The organism is Salinicoccus luteus DSM 17002 (genome assembly GCF_000712035.1).
Lineage (GTDB): Bacteria > Bacillota > Bacilli > Staphylococcales > Salinicoccaceae > Salinicoccus > Salinicoccus luteus.
The window spans coordinates 200,022-222,382 of the sequence record NZ_JONV01000007.1; the positions used below are offsets into that span (position 1 = coordinate 200,022).

Annotated in this window: 18 protein-coding genes and 1 riboswitch; of the genes, 2 read left to right on the top strand and 16 right to left on the bottom strand. The window is 50.9% G+C overall.

Going from position 1 to position 22,361, the window contains the following annotated elements; all coding sequences use genetic code 11:
- Nucleotides 1–35 precede the first annotated feature (35 nt).
- Nucleotides 36–1,208 carry a M20 metallopeptidase family protein gene (locus BO53_RS0103680; protein ID WP_031545556.1) on the bottom strand — a complete coding sequence of 391 codons (1,173 nt, stop codon included), beginning with the start codon at nt 1,206–1,208 and terminating at the stop codon, nt 36–38.
- 19 nt (nt 1,209–1,227) lie between these two features.
- Nucleotides 1,228–2,763, bottom strand: a complete 1,536-nt coding sequence (locus BO53_RS0103685; protein WP_281174442.1) for an AbgT family transporter — start codon at nt 2,761–2,763, stop codon at nt 1,228–1,230.
- Between the two features lie 155 nt (nt 2,764–2,918).
- On the opposite strand from BO53_RS0103685, the gene BO53_RS0103690 reads away from it, so the two are divergent.
- On the top strand, nt 2,919–4,028 hold the full coding sequence (locus tag BO53_RS0103690; protein WP_031545560.1) for a M20 metallopeptidase family protein: 1,110 nt from the start codon (nt 2,919–2,921) through the stop codon (nt 4,026–4,028).
- Nucleotides 4,029–4,175: 147 nt separating this feature from the next.
- On the opposite strand, the gene BO53_RS0103700 is transcribed toward BO53_RS0103690, so the two are convergent.
- Both BO53_RS0103700 and BO53_RS0103705 read right to left on the bottom strand, forming a co-directional pair.
- Entirely contained in the window at nt 4,176–5,672 is a 1,497-nt protein-coding gene (locus tag BO53_RS0103700; protein ID WP_031545562.1) for a sodium:solute symporter family transporter, read from the bottom strand.
- Nucleotides 5,673–5,691: 19 nt separating this feature from the next.
- Nucleotides 5,692–7,071, bottom strand: coding sequence for an LLM class flavin-dependent oxidoreductase (locus BO53_RS0103705; protein WP_031545564.1), 1,380 nt, complete (start codon nt 7,069–7,071; stop codon nt 5,692–5,694).
- An 85-nt stretch (nt 7,072–7,156) separates the two neighbouring features.
- Nucleotides 7,157–7,257, bottom strand: a riboswitch (SAM riboswitch).
- Nucleotides 7,258–7,514: 257 nt separating this feature from the next.
- On the opposite strand from BO53_RS0103705, the gene BO53_RS0103710 reads away from it, so the two are divergent.
- Nucleotides 7,515–9,173: a catalase gene (locus BO53_RS0103710; protein ID WP_051682999.1), complete on the top strand. Its 1,659-nt coding sequence runs from the start codon at nt 7,515–7,517 to the stop codon at nt 9,171–9,173.
- A 191-nt stretch (nt 9,174–9,364) separates the two neighbouring features.
- Here the strand turns inward: BO53_RS0103710 and BO53_RS0103715 are convergent, their stop codons facing one another.
- From BO53_RS0103715 to xylB, 12 genes are all read right to left on the bottom strand, one after another.
- Nucleotides 9,365–10,162, bottom strand: coding sequence for a hypothetical protein (locus BO53_RS0103715; protein ID WP_031545568.1), 798 nt, complete (start codon nt 10,160–10,162; stop codon nt 9,365–9,367).
- 519 nt (nt 10,163–10,681) lie between these two features.
- Nucleotides 10,682–11,452 (bottom strand): ABC transporter permease, encoded by a 771-nt coding sequence (locus BO53_RS0103720; RefSeq protein ID WP_031545570.1) that lies wholly within the window; start codon nt 11,450–11,452, stop codon nt 10,682–10,684.
- Complete coding sequence (locus tag BO53_RS0103725) at nt 11,449–12,327, bottom strand: ABC transporter ATP-binding protein (RefSeq protein ID WP_031545572.1); 879 nt, start codon at nt 12,325–12,327, stop codon at nt 11,449–11,451. Before BO53_RS0103725 ends, BO53_RS0103720 begins: the two co-directional genes overlap by 4 nt.
- A gap of 1 nt (nt 12,328) precedes the next feature.
- The gene (locus tag BO53_RS0103730) at nt 12,329–12,526 is read right to left on the bottom strand and encodes a PLDc N-terminal domain-containing protein (protein ID WP_031545574.1); all 198 of its coding nucleotides are present in this window, start codon (nt 12,524–12,526) and stop codon (nt 12,329–12,331) included.
- The gene (locus tag BO53_RS0103735; protein WP_245608193.1) at nt 12,523–13,614 is read right to left on the bottom strand and encodes a helix-turn-helix domain-containing protein; all 1,092 of its coding nucleotides are present in this window, start codon (nt 13,612–13,614) and stop codon (nt 12,523–12,525) included. The genes BO53_RS0103730 and BO53_RS0103735 overlap by 4 nt, the downstream gene beginning before the upstream one ends.
- A gap of 176 nt (nt 13,615–13,790) precedes the next feature.
- On the bottom strand, nt 13,791–14,843 hold the full coding sequence (locus BO53_RS0103740; RefSeq protein WP_031545578.1) for a 2,3-butanediol dehydrogenase: 1,053 nt from the start codon (nt 14,841–14,843) through the stop codon (nt 13,791–13,793).
- A 72-nt stretch (nt 14,844–14,915) separates the two neighbouring features.
- Entirely contained in the window at nt 14,916–15,509 is a 594-nt protein-coding gene (locus BO53_RS0103745) for an alpha/beta hydrolase (RefSeq protein WP_031545580.1), read from the bottom strand.
- A gap of 18 nt (nt 15,510–15,527) precedes the next feature.
- A complete protein-coding gene (gene mhqE / locus BO53_RS0103750) occupies nt 15,528–16,487 on the bottom strand; it encodes a ring-cleaving dioxygenase MhqE (RefSeq protein ID WP_031545583.1) in 960 nt (319 codons plus the stop codon).
- Nucleotides 16,488–16,616: 129 nt separating this feature from the next.
- Nucleotides 16,617–17,441 (bottom strand): SUMF1/EgtB/PvdO family nonheme iron enzyme, encoded by an 825-nt coding sequence (locus BO53_RS0103755; protein WP_031545584.1) that lies wholly within the window; start codon nt 17,439–17,441, stop codon nt 16,617–16,619.
- Nucleotides 17,442–17,782: 341 nt separating this feature from the next.
- Entirely contained in the window at nt 17,783–19,174 is a 1,392-nt protein-coding gene (gene xylE / locus BO53_RS0103760; RefSeq protein ID WP_031545586.1) for a D-xylose transporter XylE, read from the bottom strand.
- 74 nt (nt 19,175–19,248) lie between these two features.
- Nucleotides 19,249–20,850 (bottom strand): glycoside hydrolase family 43 protein, encoded by a 1,602-nt coding sequence (locus BO53_RS0103765; RefSeq protein ID WP_031545588.1) that lies wholly within the window; start codon nt 20,848–20,850, stop codon nt 19,249–19,251.
- A 21-nt stretch (nt 20,851–20,871) separates the two neighbouring features.
- Nucleotides 20,872–22,359, bottom strand: coding sequence for a xylulokinase (xylB, locus tag BO53_RS0103770; RefSeq protein WP_031545590.1), 1,488 nt, complete (start codon nt 22,357–22,359; stop codon nt 20,872–20,874).
- Between the last annotated feature and the right edge of the window lie 2 nt (nt 22,360–22,361).

Consider the following 22,361-nt stretch of genomic DNA (forward strand, 5'->3'; position numbering starts at 1 on the left):
TTAGAGGATCAGGTCATTTTTCGTCTGCTCCAGGACTATTCAGGCTGTGTCATCTCAAGCGCAGTATGGACCATCATCTTCACGCCGTCGATGAAGCTGTCTTCATCGATGCCGAACTTCGGATGGTGGTGTGGATATTCCATATCCTTCTCCTTGCTGCCAGCACCAATCCAGGCATAGGTTGCCGGGATGATGCGGGAGAAGGCGGCGAAATCCTCCCCGCCCATAGCGAGCGGATACTCGAAGACCTTGTCTCCAAACTCCTCTGTCGCCATCCTTCTGACCCTGTCCGTTGCAGCATCCTCATTCACCACAGCGGAATAGCCGTAGTTGAATGAAAAATCATAGGTCGCACCGTACATGTCGCAGACACCTTTGACCGCTTTTTCCATACGCTCCCTGACCATCTCCCTCGTCTCATCATTGATGGTGCGCACGCTGCCTTCGAGCACCGCACTGTCCGGGATGATGTTCTTCGCACTGCCGGCATGGAATTTCGTCGTCGAGATGACGGCGGAATCGAGCGGCGATGCAATCCGTGAAATGATCGTCTGGAACTGGTTCAGGACCTGGCCGCCGATGACAATCGGGTCGATCGAGTTCTCGGGCTGGGAAGCATGCCCGCCCCGCCCCTGGATCTTCAGGTCGAATGTGTCGGAATTCGATGTGATCGGGCCGTTCGTGATGCCGATCTTTCCTGTCGGTATCGGTGTGAACAGATGCTGGCCGTAGATGAAGTCGAGGTCATCGAAAAGTCCGGTTGCCACCATCTCCTGGGCACCGCCCGGCGGCTCCTCCTCGGCATGCTGGAAGATCAGGTAGACTTCACCATGGAGGGCGTCGATATTCTGCACGAGCACTTTGGCTGCCCCGAGCAGGATGGCGGCATGTCCGTCATGCCCGCAGGCATGCATCGCACCATCGTTCGTGGAGATGAAATCGATATCCGTGCGTTCCTCCTGGATCGGGAGGGCATCGATGTCTGCCCGGAGGCCGATTCTACGCCCCGGTTTCGTCCCTCTGATGATGCCGAGGACACTCGTTTTTGTCGGCTGGGAAATTTCAATACCCTCCATTTTCTCAAGTTCCGATTTTATATAGCCGCTTGTCCAGTGTTCCTGGAATGACACCTCCGGATGTCTGTGCATCGTGCGGCGCCATGTGACGACTTCTTCCATTACATTTTCAATCTGTTGTTGCAGGTTCATTTTCCATTCTCCTCAATTATCAATATTCAGGCAGGTAGATCGGGCCGTCGATACCGAGCGGGATGCCGATCAGATACCATACGATGAGCAGTATCGTCCATGCAAAGAACAGGACGATCGAATACGGCAGCAGGGCCGACAGCAGTGTGCCGAGTCCCGCGTTCTTGTCATAGCGCTGCGCAAACGCAAGCAGGAGCGGCAGGTATGGCAGCATCGGTGTGATCGGGTTCGTGAAGGAATCCCCGATGCGGTAGAGCATCTGCGTGAATGCCGGGTCATAGCCGAGCAACATGAACATCGGTACGAACACCGGTGCCAGGATGGCCCATTTTGCCGAGGCGCTGCCGATCAGCAGGTTGATGAGGCCGGCCAGCAGGATGAAGCCGATGATGAGCGGAATGCCGGAGGCGTTCACCGCCTCAAGCGCATTCGCCCCCTTGATGGCGATGATCGGCCCGAGGTTGCTCCAGCTGAAGTAGGCGAGCATCTGGGCGGCGAAGAATACGAGGACGACATAGCTGCCCATCGTACCCATCGCATCCCCGAGCATGCTGCCGAAGTCCTTCGTCGAACGGATTGTGCCCGCCTTGAGCCCATAGACGAGGCCCGGGACGAAGAAGAAGATCGTCAATATGAATATGATCGAATTCATGAACGGGGAATCCTGGATGATGGAGCCCGTTTCGGCATTACGGAATATCGCATTCTCAGGCAGGAGAAGCACCATGAAGACGATGAATGTCAGCAGTGCAGAGATGTTCGCCCACCTGAGCGCCACAATCTCCTTTTTCTCCAATGGTTCATGGTCGGCCGTCTCCAAACCTTCGTATGTACCAAGGCGCGGCACTGTAATCTTCTTCGTCACGAAATAGACGATGAAGAGCAGGAATACAGTCGCCACTGCCGTAAAGTAGTAGTTCATGAGCAGGCTGCCCGTATAGTCGGGGTCGATCAGCTGGGCCGCGGGCTCCGTGAACGCAAGCGCCAATGCTTCGGTCATCCCTGGGATGACGTTGGCTGCGAATGCACCGAGGGAAGCCGCGTACGCCATGACCAGGCCGACGAATGGGTGGTAGCCGAGTTTCATGACGACCATCGCCGCAATCGGCGGCAGGATGATCGGTGCTGCGTCACCCGCAACGTTGCCGACGATGCCGACCAGGATGATTGCAGGCAGGATGAGTTTCTGCGGGGATACTTCAATGGCACGTTTCATCGCCGTCTCGAAGTATCCCGATTTCTCGGCCATTCCGATACCGATCATGACGACCAGTACCATGCCGAGCGGTGGAAATTCACTGAAGTTCGTAATTGCTTCCGTAAAGATGCGGACGATTCCTTCTCCATTGAGCAGGTTCACCGCCTGGATCGTTTCACCATCGGCAGGGTTCACCGCTTCCCATTTGAGCATGCCGCCGACGAATGAGGCACCAAGAATCGTAAACATCAGTATGATGAATAATACAATCGGGTCGGGGAGCTTATTCCCCACCCTTTCGACGACATCGAGGAAACGGTTGAAGATTCCCCTCTTCTGATTGTTTTCCATATGTATGTCCTTCCCTTTTTAAATTTTCAAATAACAGTAACATTATTGCAGACCGCGGGATAAAGCACAAGAGGATTTTCAGGAGACCATAAATTTACTTATGGCAGCCGGCGTGCTACAGTTTTCCTAAAGATCTGCAAGTCCCGACAAGGAGTGGAGACATGGACAATAGAAACTTTGAACGTGCCAGAGCCCTCCGGCACGAACTGCACGCACACCCGGAACTCTCCAACGAAGAGAAATGGACGAAGGCCCATCTGATGGAGTTTCTGAAGGCAAATACCTCGCTTGAAATCATCGACCATGGCAGCTGGTTCTATGCCGCCTACCGCAGCGGTAGTGACGGGCTCAACATCGCCTTCCGTGCAGATTTCGACGCCCTGCCGATGGATGAGACCATCGATATTCCGTGGGCTTCGACAATCCCGGGCAAGGCGCACAAATGCGGCCATGATGGCCATACAGCGACCCTCGCCGCCTTCGCCCTCGAAGTCGACCGGCCGGGCAGTACCAACAGCATCTTCCTCCTCTTCCAGCCCGCCGAAGAGACGGGTGACGGCGCAAGGCAGTGCCTCCCCCTACTCAAGGATGAGGCCATCGACAGGATATATGGATACCACAACATGAGCGGCATGCCGTACCGGTCGGTCAATATAAAGGATGGAAATATCCAATGCGCCTCCACAGGCATGATCATCAGAATGACGGGAAGACCCGCCCATGCGAGCACGCCGGAGGACGGCATCAACCCCGCCCCCTCCATCGCACATATCATCAATGCCCTCCCGGACCTCACCAAAAGCAGTAAAGGGCTGCTCCTTGCCACCGTCGTCAACGTGGACATCGGTACAAGGGACTTCGGCATGGCGGCATATGAAGGGGAACTGTCGCTGACCATCCGGCCCCTCCACGAAAAGGAGCTTGAGCAGCTGAAGGCGGATATCATCACCATTGCACACGGGGAAGCGATGAACCGCGGACTTAAAGTCTCATTCGATTATACGGATGCCTTCCCCGAAACGGCGAATGACCCTGACATGGCGGATGAAGTGCGCAGGGCGGCCGGGGAGTGCGGCCTCGAAGTGAATGAACTCGACGAGGCCATCCGCGGCTCGGAAGATTTCGGACACTATACAAAAGAAGTCCCCGGCGCGTACTTCTATATCGGCAATGGCATCGACCATCCGTCCATCCATACTTCAGAATATGATTTCATTGATGAACATATAAAAACAGGGTGTAATATGTTTAAAACTTTGGCAAATGTATAATATGTGGAAAGACGCCATGCGAATATTCGCATGGCGTCTTTTCCTTCTAGCGGTCCTCCATATAGCCCTTCCATATGAACAGCCCAATGAAGGATAATGTACCGATAAAGCCGTAAAGCCAGATGGACAGCATTTCGTTGACGAACATCAGGACCCTCCTTCTTCTGCTGGTCTCGCCTCCATGGACGGGCGGAGCACCCATGAGGCGATGTTGATGGTGGCGATGCCGATGAAGGTGGCCACAGCCCCTGCCGACATCGTACTCGGAATGATGCCGCTGAAATAGAGGAACAGGTAGGAACCGAGTCCCACAATCATCGACAGTTCGGCAGCCCGTGCCGGTGCCTTCCGTTTCGCATAGACCGCCTGCAGTATTGGCCCCATCGTGCCGGCGGCGATGCCGGAGATGCCGATCCACATGACGTCCCCCATGTATTCGGGTGGACGGATGACGATGAGGAGTGCCAGCAGGCCGATGACCGGCACGGTCATCCGGCTGATCTGGAAGGCCATCCGCTGCGCCTTTTCGTCGCTGACTTTGACGATGCCCCGCTTCACCAGGAACTTCAGGAAGATATCATTGGCAAATACCGTCGAAATGGAGACGAAGATGCCGTCCGTCGTAGACATCGCGGCAGCCAGTATGACGACGCCGAAAAAGGCGACGAAGATGGCTGGAAACGCCCAGATGATATAGTCCACAAGTGCCAGGTCCGCTGCAGCGACCGAATCGCCGAGCGCCGCCCGGCTGTACAGGCCGCCGAAGAGGACAAGGACACATAGGGAGGCGACGACGACGTAGGTCGCAATCATCTTCCCGAGGTCCTTCTCATGCTTCAGTCCGAGCACCTTATTGAACAGGTGCGGGGCGGAGGCGAATGCCCACTGGATGGCGATGGCGCCGAATACCGCCCCGAAGGAATAGAAGTGCATGGATTCGGGGTTGAATACCGCCACGAGATTCTCGTTCTGTGCAGCAAGGTCGCCCGAAATGCCGGAGAATGTATCCGCAATGCTCCCGCGCCAGAAGATGACGATTCCCGAGATGAATATGACGACGGCTGTGACCGCCATCAGCACCGCCTGGATGGCATCGGTATATATGTCGGCAAGTGCCCCGCCTGCAAATACATAGACGACGACAATGACTGCAATGAGGATGAGCCCGGTCGTGTAGGACATGCCGAGCAGATACTCGAATATTCTCGCACCCGCCACGAACTGGGCGGCGATGTAGAATATGTTGAACAGGAGGATGAGGGCGGTCCCCACCCTGAGGATGTCACTTTTGTAGAAATCCCCCAGCCAGTCCGGCAGGGAAAGGGATTTCTGCTTCGTGTTCAGCTTCCGCACCTTTTTGGCCACCATGAGCACCCCGATCGGTCCGCCGCCGATCATGGCGAGGAACAGCCAGAGGTTGGACAGCCCCCACTCATGGGACCACCCCGGGTACCCGAGGAACGTTGCGGCGCTCAAATAGGTTGCTGCGAATGAAAAGCCCAGTACATACGGACCAAGCTTGCCGCCGCCTGTCGCAAAGTCACCGATGGTCTTCATTTTCTTCGAACTCAGATAGCCGACCGCAAGCATCAGCACCAGAAATGCGGAAAAGCCGATCCAAGTATATAGGGTGATCTGTTCCATGTATGTCTCCTTTCCCTAATCAGTACCATTGGCCCGCAAGGCTTGGTCTTTTCGCCGGATGATTGTCTGCCAGGTGCTTTCTGCCCTTGCCGAACATGTTCTCCCTGAGGGTCTCGCCCTCATACTCCGTGCGATAGATGCCGCGCGCCTGCAATTCAGGCACGACAAGGTCGACGAACTCTTCAAACGTTCCCGGCGAATAGGTCTGGGCGATGTTGAAGCCGTCTGCGTCGCCCTCTGTCGCCCACTCCTCAATCCGGTCCGCAATCTGTGACGGTGTACCGATGAACTTTACGGTGCCATTGCCGAGTCCGTGGTTTTTGATGGCCTCCCGCAATGTCCATTTGCGGTTCGGGTCCTTCGTATACATATCGAGGTTCCCCTGCACCGCCTCCGTCTCGATGTCTTCGATGTACTGGTCCGGATCATACTGGGAGAAATCGATGCCCGTATGGCCGGACAGGAGTGACGCCGTCCCTTCATAGCTCACGCTGTTTTGGAGCGATTCGTACTTTTCATACGCCTCCGCCTCGGTCTCCCCGATGATCGGCAGGATCATCGGAAATACTTTGACGTCATCCGCATTCCTGCCCTGGGCCACCGTGCGCTCCCTGATATCCTTCACGTAGGCCGCGAGCGCCGCGAGCGAATGGTTCTTCGTGAACACCGCTTCCGCATGCTTCGCTGCAAAGTCGCGTCCCTTCGGCGATGCGCCCGCCTGGAAGAGCACAGGCGTCCTTTGGGGGGAAGGCTCCACAAGATGCGGGCCGGGCACATTGAAGAATTCGCCGCGGTGGTTGATCATATGCACCTTGTCCGGATCTGCAAATGTGTCATTCTCCCTGTCATACCGGACGGCGTCCGCCTCCCAGCTGTCCTCCCAGAGCTTGTACACGACCTGGAGGAATTCATCCGCCCGGTTGTACCGCATCTCCTTCGGCAGCCGCTCTTCGAGCCCCATGTTGACGGCTTCACTCTCCAGGTATGATGTCACGACATTCCATGCCACCCGGCCCTCTGTCAGATGGTCGAGCGTCGACAGCTGGCGCGCCAGTGAATACGGCTGTGCATATGTAGTTGAGATCGTCGGGGCGAACCCGAGGTGCTTTGTGACGGCCGCCATGGCAGGAATCACGAGCGTCGGATCATGGGCGGGCAGCTGGACGGCGTGCTGCGCCGCTGCATCATGGGTGTTTCCATAGACGCTGTATGTGCCCAGCACATCTGCGATGAAGAGGGCATCGAACTTGCCGCGTTCGAGTGTCATCGCCGTGTCGATCCAGTATTCCAGACGGTTGTGGCCCGTGCCCTGGTCCTTTTCATGCTTCCATAATCCCGTGGAATGGGGGGACGGTGAATTTTGGATGAATCCGTTGAGATGGATCTGTTTTTTTGACATGTTCATACCTCCGATTTTTGATAGTGAAAAGCCCCTGCTTCCTGTAGATAAGAAGAGGGGCTTTATTTATAGAATAGAACATCCCTTCTCATCTTCTAGCAAGTCGCTACTGGAATTGGCACAGTTCACATACGGTCTGTTGCCGAGGTCTCAAAGGGCCAGTCCCTCCACCTCTCTTGATAAGAATTTTCTGAATTTATTAAGTTATGATGACTAATATATCCCATCACATATCCAAAGTCAACACCAAATCTTAGTTTTCTTATAGGAATTGAATTCGGCATGCATATCCTTCATATCATTTGATTTCAGACTGTTCTGACACTATAATTGTAACTGTACAAATTGGAATCAGTATAAACTGCGGACTGTTCTGATTGATATTTTTCCAAGCATCATCTTTCCGTAATTGGTCAAGAACTATATTATAGGAGGTTTTGATTTTGGCAGATAAGAACTATCAGAAAGAAAATGAGATTCCACGAGAAAAAGAGGCGGAACGCGATACGCTGACGACCCGGCAGGGCCGTCCCGTCACAGATAACCAGAACTTGCGCACCATCGGCGACCGGGGACCGGCGACGATGGAGAACTACCATTTCCTTGAAAAGATGTCGCACTTCGACCGCGAAGAAGTGCCGGAACGTGTGGTGCACGCCCGGGGAACCGGTGCATTCGGCTACTTTGAAACATACGGCAAAGTCGGCGATGAACCGGTGGAAAAATATACACGCGCCAAAGTATTTTCCGGTGAAGGCAAGAAGACGCCGCTCATGGTGCGCTTCTCCACCGTCGCAGGTGCCAAGGATTCTCCTGAAACCGAACGCGATCCACGGGGTTTCGCTGTGAAAATGTATACGGAGGACGGCAACTGGGACCTCGTCGGCAACAACCTGAAGATCTTCTTCATCCGTGATGCCATGAAGTTCCCGGATATGATCCATGCCTTCAAGGCAGATCCAGTATCCAATGTGCCCGATCCGACACGGATGTTCGACTTCGTCTCCCGTTCTCCGGAAGCGACGCACATGATCACATTCCTGTTCTCGCCTTGGGGCATCCCGGCCTCCTACCGGCATATGCAGGGCTCCGGCGTCAACACATACAAGTGGGTGAATGACAAGGGCGAAGCGGTCCTCGTCAAATACCACTGGGAGCCGAAACAGGGCATCCGCAACCTGACACAGGAGGAAGCGCACGATATCCAGTCCCAGAATGTCGCCCATGCGACACAGGACCTCTACACGGCGATCGAACGCGGCAACTATCCTGAGTGGGAACTGTTCGTGCAGATCATGGAGGATGACTATCATGAGGAACTGGACTTCGATCCACTCGATGATACGAAACTCTGGCCTGAGGACAAGTTCCCTTGGAAGCCGGTCGGACGCATGGTGCTTAATGAAAATCCGACGGACTTCCACGCCCAGATCGAACAGGCGTCATTCGGTACCGGTGTACTCGTCGACGGCATGGATTTCTCCGACGACAAGATGCTGATCGGCCGTACATTCTCCTACTCCGATACGCAGCGCTACCGTGTCGGTGCCAACTATCTGCAGGTGCCTGTCAACAGGCCGAAGACCAACGTACGCACAAACCAGCACCGCGGACAGCTCGACCATCGTGATCCGAGCGAAGGCAGCAGGGATCCGAGCATCAACTATGAACCATCCATGACCGGCGGTCTCGAGGAGGCGCCTGAAGAGGCACCACAGCATCAGCCGACATACAACGCTGCGGCGATGACGAAGCCGATCGACCGTCCGAACAACTACGGCCAGGCCGGTGAGACGTACCGTGGCTTCGAGGACTGGGAACGCGATGAACTGATCAAGAACCTCTCTAATGTACTCTCACAGTGTGACGAGCGCATACAGGAGGCCATGGTCCACCACTTCACGCAGGCGGACGAAGAATACGGCCGCCGCGTCAAGGAAGGCATCGAAGCAAAAGTGAAGGAAATGCAGGAGATGGGCGACGACACCGAAATGCCCGGCCGTGAAGCTGGAGAGAAATCCAGATATGGCAAGGGCACTGCCGCCCAGCAGCAGGCTGCTGAAGACGCAGTCGATAAAGGACACGAATCCGATCCATATTAGGATATAGCTGTATAGCAAAAAGGACTGTCGCTAGTTTTGTCGGCAGTCCTTTTTGCTATAGCTATATTCGAAAAATTACCAACCTGTAAACAATCACCTAAACTTTAATTAAGATAAACATTGAAAGATATCCTTAATTGAACTTGAATTTTTTATTCATGCAATGCTCTCTATGACACACTTGTCTTCAGTTACTTTCTAACTTTTATCCCCCCATTAAAGGTTCTTTTATCAAACTCAATTATATTATTACTATCACTTACAATCTTTATTGCAATAAGGGAATTTGAATATTCAGCAGTCTCTGTGTCAAAAGGAGCGGCTACTGCACTATCTCCATAGATTTTAAAAACAACTAATTCTCTATTTTCAAGTTCTGTTATGTAAAATTCTTCTTTACTTAATGCAGCATAATATCCCATTGCACTAGAGATATAATAAGCAAAGAAACAAATTATAGCAGCAACCATAATCTTATTCAAAATTGAGTAATTCCACCTTAAATGAAGACCTTCCAAAAGATTTTCTTTAGCTTCTTCGTCAAGATCTTTAATCTTTTCCCTCACTTTGTTCATATAACCTTTTGTCTTTCTATATTTAAAAAGAGGCGTCACGTATATTACAGCTAGAAAAGAGATGATAACTACTGTGAAAAAAAATATATATTGAAACCTAAAAAATAATAGGAAAATTAAAATACAAAAAAAATAGAAAAAATATCTAGAGAATAATACTATAATCGGATTATCTATAACTTTTAAATTCGATTTAAATCCGATGAAAGCCAAAGCTAAAGCTAAAAGTATTATCACCATGGAACCTAATGAAGTTACTAAGCTTGTTATTGATACAGATAACACACTGAACTCACCGAACCCAAAGTAAGATAGATATGCTTTTTCATAAGAATATGCAATAAAATAAGAAATAGCTGTAAACGTTGCTATTAATAGTCCTGTGTCTATAAAACCTATCCTATTATTGTTCAAGTAATAACCCCCTGTACTTTTGTTTCAAAATTTGCCTAACATTATACTCTAGGTAAAAAATATCATACTAAATTTTCCCATATACATTGTAAAATATTATTAAAAATTGAAGCACTCGCCTTCCATTAAAAAGAAATAGCCCATAAAGGTTGTCTCTGCTTAAAGCTTATCCTATTTCTTTTCAACCAATCTCAATAGGATTTTAGAGTAGCTCCTGTCACACAATTATACTTCGATTCATTTGTCCACAATTTCATTCAGTTTAATCGGTTTCTCGTAAATAGGGACAATCGTAACTATATTGTATGCCTGGGTACTTTTATAAACTAGTTCACTGGATTAGACTGACCTAGCAGTATGAGACAAAGATAAAACACCTTCATTAGGCTATCTTTACTCTAAAATCGATTGGAGAGAGCTTAGGCAAGTCCTTAATGGCCACTTGCCAAGCTGCTATCCCCTCCTCCGATAAGTCAGAGATCAAATCTGCTTTCGGAGGTTTTCATCTTTTTTTAAATATCAGTTCATCGGCACCTTTTTGAACCTGATTATGGCCAAAAGTATGAACACCAGACTCAGCACTGCAGTGATGGCCATGGACCCCAGCACATCCTCCGGATCGATTTCTCCGGCAAGTAGGCCTACATTATTTCCGATGAGATATTGTGGCAGATATGCCGCGGCGTCCGGATGGATGCCCGCCATCAGCATTACGATGACGGCCGCCACCACGCTGAACAGCACTGCGATGAAGCTATTAGTGAACAGCGTCGAGGCAAGCAGGATGAGGCTGATGATGAACAGCCCGTATACCCATGTCATGGCGAACGCCAGCACCAGATGGTCCACCGGCTCATCCCAGTAGTAGATCGTATACATATAGGCCACCAGGGCGCTCAAGGCATACCCGATTGTCCACACGAGCATGAGGAAGAGGGCTTTGACCACAATCACATTCGTCCGCTTCAGCCCCTTGGTCACGAGGTTCACCAGTGTATTGCGGCTGAACTCATGGGTGAGGATGCTGCCGAATACGATGACGAAGATGACCAGTCCCATCTGGTTCATGTTGCTGAAGAACTGCATATATGAATCCAGTGTCGTGGATTCGGGGATTTCGACCGTAATGCCGGAATCGTCCATCACCATGCCGAGGATATCCGGCAGTATGAGCGCCGTGAATGGGCTCAATATCCCGATGATGGCAAACACGATGAGAATCGCTGCGAACTTGAAATTGCGCCAGGATTCGATGAACTCCTTTTTGAAGAGTGGCAGCATCTGGTTCATGTGGTCACCTCCAGATACACATCTTCAAGCGATTTCCGTTCCTTCACTATTCTTTCCGGATAGACTTCATGCTTATGCAGCACATTATAGATTTCACGCAGGGAGTGGTTTTCTATGATATATTCCGATCCGCCGGCATGGTGCATCTCAAGCAATGGGGCCACTTTTCCGTAGGCTTCCTGATCGAGCTCCACGACAATCCCCTTTTCACCGAGCGGCCCCCGGGACATGTCGATCTCCTTCACGATCTTTCCGTCATAAAGGATGCCCACCCTGTCGCATATCCGCTCGACATCACCCAGTATATGGGTCGAGAAGATGACCGTCGTCTCCTTTGTGATTTCCTTCAGTATCTTCAGTATCTCCATCCGTCCTTTCGGATCGAGGGCACTCGTCGGCTCATCGCAGATCAGCAGTTTCGGACGGTGGATCAGCGCCTGTGCAATCCCGAGCCGCTGTTTCATGCCCCGGGAATAGTTCCGGATCCTCGATTTCTCCCCGTGGAGGCCGACAAGGGTGAGCAGTTCATCGATCCGTTCACGCTGCTCCGCCTTTCCCATCTGGGTGATGTCTGCACACAGCTTCAAATATTCCTCTGCGTTCATGTAGGTGTAGAACTCCGGCACATCCGGCAGATAGCCGACATGACGGTTCGTCGGCGTATCGCCGAACCGGACCTTTTCACCGCAGACGTATATTTCTCCACCGTCGGACTTCAAAAGCCCCAGCACCATCTTCATCGTCGTCGTCTTGCCGGCACCGTTGCTTCCTATAAATCCATAGATTTCATTCTGCGTGACTTCAAGGTTTAGTGCTTCAATGACCGTCTTTTGATTGAACGCCTTCTTCAATCCTTCAATCTTCAGTATGCCCATGTCATCTCCGCTCCAGTACGAAGTATAGGATCGGTCCGATGATATTTAGGACGAGCACGATGATGATCCAGACCACCTTATTCAAATATTTGAAATGCTCCTGTCTGATGATCATCACCAGTGCAGTCAGCATCAGTACCAGCTGCAGCAGAAGCAGCGGAACCAAAAACGGCAGGTATTCCTGTACATCCATATTCATGTTATTTTCGCCTCCACGATATTTTTCAATTTATGAACGATATTTTTGAACTCTATATCATCCTTCAATTCCGAAAAGACACCATTGTCCATAAGAACCCCCAGCAACTGCTCCCTGGCAACGCCAAAATTCACCGGTACATCCTTCCCGATATCGAAGTCCGCCACCCATTCATCGATTTCCGTGAAAAATTCATCCCCGTGCAGATAATAGTCGTTCGTCAGATTTCCTACAGATTCCAAAAATGCATTCAGATAATGGATGCACCGCTTCCTGTCATCGACAAGCTGCATCGCCGCAACAAGATAGAAGTTCAGCATCGAGTTCGGATGGAGCGCCTTGAGATTAAACGCTTCGTCCATGGCTTCACCCCTTGAAACCAGTTCCTCAAGATCATCGTAGAGTCCGCCCTGCATCATCATGGTAAAGTCCCCGATGATGAAAACGATATACTGGTACACTTCAATCTGCAGGACGGCTTTGGATTTCTGGATTTCTCCCTGCATCTGGTAGGACTGGGCCAATAGGGTACTCACCGGCAGCTTGGGCAAAGTGGAGTCGGACAACAGTCCGATCGCTTCTTCCGACTGCTGCTCCATCAGATGGATCATGGCCCTGAAGAATGTGACCTGTTCCTTGAGATGCAGCGAGTCGGAATGTGCAAGCACCCGTTCAATGAACTCCTTGGCCAGAGCGAATGTTTCCGTCTTGTCCTTGGCGAGATAACCATGATTGATCAGCAACCCCGTCAGTACGGTCAGCAGGCGATAGCAGCTGTAGTAGCGATGGGCATGGCTGCGCACCGCTTCCAGTGCATCATCATAGTCTTCCGTTTCGAACATGCCGGCAAGCCTGTGATAAATTATTCTGATCTGCTTTTTGGAAAGCTGGGGTGAATAATTGACCAGGTCGTCAATCGTGACATCAAACAGCACTGCCAGGCGTGCCAGATAGTTGATCTCAGGCAGGGAGTGCCCCTTCTCCCATTTTGAAACAGCCGCCTTGCTGATGTTCAGGAATTCCGCAATATCCGCCTGCGTATACCCAATCTGCTTTCTGTTGTTGAAGATGCTCTGGCCCACATTCATATCGTTCACTACCTCACTCCTATCCTGCTTCTATCATAAATAAATACGTAAGGAATATGTATCACCAATATATAAACAAATGTCACCGAAGTAAACCATAGGTTGACTATAATAATACTGTTATAAGAAAAGGCAGGAGTGATAGCACTCCTGCCCTGGGAAAATAATATTGGAATTTACTTGTCGCCACTGAGTTTCACAAGAATTTTGGACTGGCTCTTGTCATTCAGCAGGGCCTCAAATCCCTTGTCGACGATTTCGTTCAATTCGATGTGGTCGGTGATGACCGGGAATGGATCGATCTGTCCACTTTCCATCATCTTGACCGTCGCCTCAAAAATGTCCGGCTCGTAGGCCAGAGTGGATGCGATACGTACACCGCTTGCGGTGAGGGACATCGGATTGAATTCAATCGGTTTTTCGAAGATGGAGACGAGCGTCACCATGCCGCGCGCACGTGTCGCCTGGATGGACTGGTCGACTGTCACACCGACACCAGCCACTTCGAATGTCCGGTCGACACCGTCGGGATAGTACTCATGAATATAATCGATCGGATCTTCATTACCGGAATTGACCACATGTGTCGCGCCGACTTCCTTTGCCTTCTTAAGACGTTCGTCACTGAGGTCGAATGCAAAGATGTCCTTTGCACCCGCAGCCCTGGCGGCAATGATCGTCAACAGTCCGATTGGACCTGCCCCGAATACCGCAACGGAGTCGCTGAACTGCATTTCGGATTCCCGGATTGCCTGAAGGGCAACTGCTGTCGGTTCGACAAGTGCACCGAGCTCGAGGGAAGTGTCATCTTCAAGTTTCACTATATTTTTCCTGTCTACAACAACATAGTCGGCAAAGCCACCGTCACTGCCGAGGCCTACGAAAGTGAATCCCTTGTACATATCGACAAGCGGTTCGTCATGCACTTCCTGGGTGATAAGCGGATTGATCGTCACCTTGTCTCCAGCCTTAAGGCCTTCAACACCTGCACCGACTTCCTCCACAGTACCTGAAAACTCATGACCCATGGTCAACGGTGCCTTTCTGCCAGTCATCGGAGATGCTTCCCCTTTCGGGATAAAGATGGGACCAGCGTTATACTCATGGAGATCACTGCCACAAATGCCGGCCCAGGCAACTTTGACCTTAACTTTACCTTCACTGATTTCCGGTGTTTCAACGTCTTCTACGCGAATATCCTTTGCATCGTGAAATACTGCTGCACGCATATAAAGCCCTCCTAATTGTTATTTATTTCACAACCATTATACACCCATTCATAAAATAAAGGAAATGATAACCTAGCCCTTCAGCCATTCCTTCGCCTTCATCGCAGCTTCCTGCGGCAGACTGTGTCCGTTGACCCATGTGATGGCCACATCAGCACCCCGTGATTTGAACAGGTCCACGACCCGCCTGCTCTCCTCCTCAGGTGCCATCGGATCGTTTTTGCCCATGGACAGGAAGATTTCTGCCCCGCTGAGGTCCTTATCATGCTCGACTGCAACAGGATAGAGCGGCGCAAATAGGATTGCCTTTCTGTAGTCGGTATCCTCCCTGAGCATCATGTTGATGGCGATGTTCGAGCCATTGGAGAAGCCGACGAAGATGACATCACGGAGGTCGAAGCCATAATCATTTGAGGCTTCCACGATGAAGTCATGGAGTTCCTTGCCGCGGAAGTTGAGGTCTTCTACATCATACTGCCCTTCCCCGTGGCGCCTGAAGTAGCGGTTCATGCCATTCTCGGAGACATTGCCCCTTACGCTGAGCACGTTATACTCCGGATCCAGCATGCCTGCGAGCGGCAGGAGGTCATGCTCCGTACCGCCGGTGCCGTGCAGCAGTACGAATACCGGTGCACCTTTTTTATTTTCATTGTATATATGCTTCATTGATAACACTCCCTAAATCTATTTAGAACGTTTCGTATCAAATGGACGGACCTGGTCTTCGATATATTCGCGTCTTTCCTCAAGGAAAGGTGGCAGTGCGAGGCTTTCGCCGAGCGTTTCGTACGGTTCATCATCCATGAATCCCGGGCCGTCGGTGGACAGTTCGATGAGGATATGCCCGACACGCGTATACAGGGCTTCGAAATAGAAGCGGTCCACATTGCCCGAATGGGTCATGCCGAGCTGGTTGTACTTCTCTTCCCATTTCTTGATCACGTCATGGTCCGCGACCCTGAATGACACGTGGTGGACCTCACCATACCCTTGTCTTGCAGAGCCGGATTCGTCTTTCCTGAGAATGACCTGGCCACCATTTCCGCCTTCGCCGACGTCAAGCAATGCCACATCCGATTCCTCTACAACCGGCTTCATGTCATAGACGTCCATCAGCACTTTCTTGAAGTCATCGAAGTAGCTGACCCGGATTTCGATCGGACCGAGTCCATATATCGCCTTGTCCTCCGGTACAGGGCCATTCTTCCACGGGGTTCCAGGTGCAACGCCTTCATTGTGCTCGTCGGAGATCAGCTGATACTTCTGGCCATCCGCTTCCTCGAACGGCAGCACCTTCTTGCCGAAGAGCTCCTGGATGCCATCGTGCTTCACATCGAATTCATCGAAGCGGTCCCTGTAGTATTCGATCGCCGCATCATCCGGCACCCTGAATGCCGCCCGATAGATCGAGTTCGACCCCGGTGACCCTTTCGGATTGTTCGGAAAATCGAAAAACGTCATATCCGTTCCCGGCGAACCGACATCATCTGCAAAAAACGTGTGGTAGGTGTGGATATCATCCTGGTTCACCGTCTTCTTCACAAGGCGCATTCCAAGAACCTCTGTAAAGAACTTATAGTTCCTCACGGCATCGTCCGTCATTGCCGTCACGTGGTGGATACCAAGCAGACCTTCATTCTTCATAATAAAATCCCTCCAAGTGTTAATATCCATATAATATCTCGAATTAGAGATAATTTAAAGATATGTGCTCACATGTCTTTCCACAAAACAAAAGCCCGTCCCATAAGGGAACCCGCTCTCCATCCATTCCTATCTGACATCAAAGGATACTTCACCCATGCCTTCGAAGTCCGCCACGACATGTTCCCCCTTCGACAGCAGAACAGCCTCCGTAATGCCGCCCGTCAGTATGAGGCCTCCCCGCTTCAGGCCTGTGCCGTCCCTTTCATGGAGCATCTTTGTCAGGGCAGCGACCGAATTTGCAGGATGGTCCATGACGAATGAACTGACACCGCGTATTGCGGCTTCACCATTCCTATAGAGTGTGACACCGATGTCATCCAGTTTGTATTCCTCCGGGGAGAACCGCTGATTGCTGTAGACGACTTTTTTGCCAACGGTATTGTAGAGACCATAGCCATTGGGCGGAAAAGAGTGGGCAGGCGCTGTCCCCGCATGGCCGTCGGCTTTTGTATTCGTCTTCGGGAACTCCCCCTGCCAGATGTTGCAACGGTGTTCACCGTCCGGCACCAGTTCACCCCCCCATGGGTACAGCCTCTGTTCCAGACCGCCACGGGCTGCGAACTCCCATTCCGCTTCCGTCACATAACCGGTGTCGTTGATGAAGGCACTGAATGCTTCGTTCGTTACAGCATGCACGTCCATATGGAACGGATCGACCTTCACCCGTCTTGCCGGCCCCTCGCCGTCATCCGGATAGCCCTCTCTGCCGTTCGTGCCCATCAGGAACGAGCCGCCTGGTATGTACACCTGTTCAACTGTTGTCGCGGTCCCATTCCCTGAAGATGCGCGGTACTCATTTCCTGCATCATGAGATGCCACTTCTTCATCCATTACCATGATGTCACTCCGGTTCACACTGCAGCAGCAGTGTGAATTCCTGCTTTCATCCATCTGAATCCTCCCTGATACCCAAGTAATTGCACAAACGCTGCATCACCCCACTGTAAGCGATACCAATAATAATCAGAATTTTCATTTATTTATTCAACTATAGGCATATGGAGTTTTTAAGGAAACATACATTAGATACTAATTTACATATGTCTTTAGTATGTTTATAGTGAACACTCTCGTAATGGGAAGAAAACATTTCACTTCTGCTGGCAGTAAAGTCGTTTTATATATAAAAATAAATACTACTGCTTCCTGATAATAAAAAAGCTCGGACCGTAGTCCAAGCCTTTAATATATCTACCACTTTGTAGAGATTGTATCGGAGAAAGTTTTTATGATCACCTCTTCACCCATAGATCTTCAAGCTCTTCCAGTGTCTTCCCTTTCGTCTCAGGAACGAACTTCCATACGAAGAGTCCGGAAAGGACACACATCAGGGCGTAGAAACCGTATGTCATGGCCCCGCTTATCTCCATCATGAAAGGATAGAAGGAAGTGATTGTGAAGTTCGCCAACCATTGTACCGCTACCGCAATGGCCATCGCACTGCTTCTTACCCTGTTCGGGAATATCTCGGAAAGGAGCACCCAGGCAATCGGGCCCCAGCTCATCATGAATGAAGCTGTGTAGATGACGATGAATACAAGGGTTGAAATGCCGATGATGCCGAAACCTGCAAGCGTACTTACACCCAGCATGCCCACTGCCATGCCCGTTGATCCTATGATGAGCAGCGGCTTACGGCCAAACTTATCTACATACATTATAGCAACGAGTGTGAAGATGACATTCACAAGTCCCATCACCACTGTCTGTACCATCGATGCGTTTGCACCTGCACCGAGATCTGCGAATATACGTGGTGCATAGTACAGTGCCACGTTTATTCCGATGAACTGCTGGAAGAAGGAGATCATGATGCCGATGATGATGACCTTCTTGCCGAAAGTGAATAGCGGCGTCTTCTGCTCACTCTGTCCATCTTTCGTTGATTTGATGTTCGCCAGAATCTTTTTGGCATGGGATGGTGAGCGGTAGATTCTGTTCAGCACCGTCAAAGCCTTGTCTTCTTCATCATTCAATGTCAGATGACGCGGCGTCTCCGGTACCATGAACAGCAGGAGGAAGAAGACCAATGCCGGCACCGATTCTGATGCGAACATGTATCTCCAACCCATATCGTCGATCCATATGTCCGACTGTCCGAATGTAATGGCATAGTTGACGAAGTAAACGACGAGCATCCCGAATATGATGGCGAACTGATTCCATGAAACCAGTCGTCCCCTGATGCCTGAAGGTGCCATCTCACTTATGAACATCGGAGAAACGGCTGAGGCAAGTCCGACTCCAATCCCTCCTATAATACGATAGATGTTGAACATGATGAGGAGGGCGAGACCCGACTCTCCGACTTCAAAGAAAATAAGTTCAGGATACGCGGAAAGAAATGCAGAAACCATCAGCAACAGTGCTGCCAGCTGCAGTGATCTCTTACGACCAAAAGTTGCAGCAATCCGACCGGACAACAGGCCGCCGATTACACAACCGATGAGGGCACTGGAGACCGTCACCCCATGGATGAACGAATTGTAATCCGCAGTTATGTACTTCTGGAGTGATTGTTCGGCCCCGGAAATGACTGCTGTATCATAACCGAACAATAACCCCCCGAGCGTTGCAATCAGAGTTATTGCAACGATGAAACCTCTATTATAGTGTTGCGCCATAATATGAAAACCCCTTATCTTGAGCTTATACCTAAAAACTGGAGAGGCATGACCATCTCCAGTTTCTTTCATGCTTAATCTTCTTTGTACCTGAAATATTTGAAGTCGGCATGCTTTCCTCTGCCGCTTGTATCCTGGCACTGCATCCCTACAAAGGCGCCTGTAAAGAATCCACCGCCTTCAACATAGTCATCAGACAATTTACGACTTTCAAAAGTCACCCCTATGTCCATCCACGATTCTCCATCAAATGAATAAGAATAGTTATAGTGATGTCCATCAACTTTTACTTTCAAGTAAATATATTCTACACTTCCGGGAACTTCGACAGCATCTTCCAGATGGGCTGAGAAGCTGAAGTTGTCGCAGGACGTCAATTCCAGCACCCTTCCCTTTTCTTCATTGAAAGAGACCTGAAGGGCCGCCCAGTTTTCCGTATTATAATAGTTGACCAGACCAGCTGCCTGCTGGAAAGTTTCAGGAGTATACTTGAGCGCCGTTTCAGCCTCAAAGTTCAGGCTCTGCCATCTTCTTGCAACAAATGACTGGGTGAAGAGGGAAGTCAATGATTCCCGGCCGTACAGCCTGAGGTGGCCGGGACTTTCCTTAAGAGAACCGATTGTGTCGGTGAATGGTATTCTGAGGGTCTGGAAATTGATGTTCAGTCCATCCCCTTCAAAAGTTTCCACTTCCTTGTACGTAGTGGACACAGGATGTGGAGGCAGGCCAGGCGCCTCGACTTCCAGGCTGCCAGCCTTGTTTCCGACCACATATGGCCACCCGTCCCGCCACTCCAGGCGCTGAAGTGCAGTTTCTCTGCCGAGCGGACAGTATCCCCGGTCATGGTAGATGGATTCCGACTCCACCCTCAACGGACGCCCCGTGAGATGCGCTATGTACCACTCGCCATTCTGCGTCTCGACGATGGAGGCATGCCCCGCCTTCTGCAGTGGGTTGGAGGGATCATGCCAAGAGGTGAGCAGTGGATTGTCAGGATGGAGCTCATAAGGCCCCCGCAAGTTTTTTGCACGTGCCAGGGTGGCCGCATGTTCATATCTCGTCCCGCCTTCGGCAGTAAGAAGATAGTAGTAGCCGTCTATTTTATAAATATGCGGCGCCTCAGTCAGTTTTATTTCCGTCCCCTCGAAAATAACCTCCGGCTTTCCTACGAGTTCCTTGGCTTCCGGGGAATATTCCTGGAGGACGATCCCCCGGAAGGGATGATGGCCGACCCGGTGGTCCCATACCATATTCACCAGATACTTCTTCCCATCTTCATCATGGAACAGCGAGGGGTCAAACCCTGAACTGTTCAGGAAGACGGGTTCACTCCATTCTCCATCTACAGCATCTGCAGTCACCAAATAGTTGTGGCAATCCTTCCATTGGCCATTGACCACCTTTACATCTGTATAGATGAGCCAAAATTGACCATCACTGTAGGAGAGGCACGGGGCCCACACGCCACCGGAGTTTGGATTGCCCTTCATGTCAAGCTGGGATATCCGGTTAAGCGGATGGGAAACCAGCTCCCAGTTCACCAAATCTCTCGAGTGATGGATCTGGACTCCCGGGAACCATTCAAATGTGGAGACAGCTATATAGTAGTCATCGCCCACCCTCAATATACTCGGATCTGGATTGAACCCTTTAAGTATCGGATTTTCTATTTTCATGATCATACACTCCCGTCGATATTATTTGTACACCATCAGGTCATGATTTAACTTCCGTGTTGCAGGATAGACCTGTTTATATAACTGGTATACATTCTCGTACTGCTCCACTTCTGCTTTTGACGGCTTGAAGCTTTCCGCCGCCTCCGTGAAGGTCTCTGCACACGCCTTCAATGAATCGAACCAACCAGAACCAACTGCAGCAATCACTGCCGCCCCCATAGCCGGCCCCTGCTCGGCCTTCAACTTCACAATTTCCGCGTTGAAGACATCCGCCTGTATCTGCAGCCAATCCTCATTCTTGGCACCTCCACCTATGGAGATGATGCGGTCGATCGGCTTTCCATGATTTCTGATGATTTCAAGAGATTCCTTCAACGAGAATGTGATGCCCTCTATCACAGCACGGGTGAAATGATGACGTGTATGCGATGTGTCGATACCGTTGAATCCGCCCCGGATACTGCTGTCGATGTGAGGCGTCCGCTCCCCGGATATATATGGTGTGAACAGCAGACCATTGGCACCAGCCGGGACTTCCTTGATGCCTGAAAGCAACTCTTCAAAGCCCGTGTCTGGGGCGAAGGTGTTTCTGAACCAGGAAAGGCTGTCCCCTGCAGCAAGTGTTACTCCCATCGTATAGAAGGCTTCCGGCGCCGCATGGTTGAAATAATGGATGGCACCGCCGAAGTCTTTATCTCCAGTCGATTCATAGGACAGGATGACACCGGAGGTGCCGATGCTGCAGAGTGCATCACCTTCGGCTAAAATACCTGCCCCGATGGCACCGCAAGCATTATCTGCTCCACCCGCGAACACTTTCACTTTTTCTGATAACCCTGTTGCTTCCACTGTTTCTGAATTCAGATTGCCCGTCTGGGCTGTCGATTCCACGAGGGGTGGGCAGAGGGAGAAGTCGAGGCCAAGCGCCTCGCAGAGTTCCCGACTCCACTCCCTGTGCTGCACGTCCAGCAGCAGTGTACCAGCAGCATCCGAATATTCCATGTTCAGTTCACCTGTAAGCCTATATCTCAAGTAGTCTTTCGGCAATAGGAAACGATGCGCCTTCTCCAATATCTCAGGTTCGTGCTTCTTCACCCATAACAGTTTTGGAAGCGTAAAGCCTTCCAGAGCGGTATTTTTTGTGACGCCAATCAATCTGTCGCTTCCGACAGTCTGAAGAATTTCTCCACATTCCTTCGTTGTCCGAGTATCATTCCACAAAATCGCATTCCTTAATGCCATTCCGGACTCTCCTACAAGCACCAGCCCATGCATCTGACCGGAGAGACTCAATGCTTCGATCTCTTCAGTGCCTATGTCGCCTATTTCCTTGAGCGCCAGCAGCGTCTTCTCAACCCACTCTTCAGGGTCCTGTTCACTGTATCCTGGTTTTTCATGAAATATATTGAGCGGTTGGACGGCCTCTTTTACGACCGCCCCCGCTTCATCAACCATGATCACCTTGATTGAGCTTGTGCCAAGGTCCACACCCAGTACGTGAGCCATCT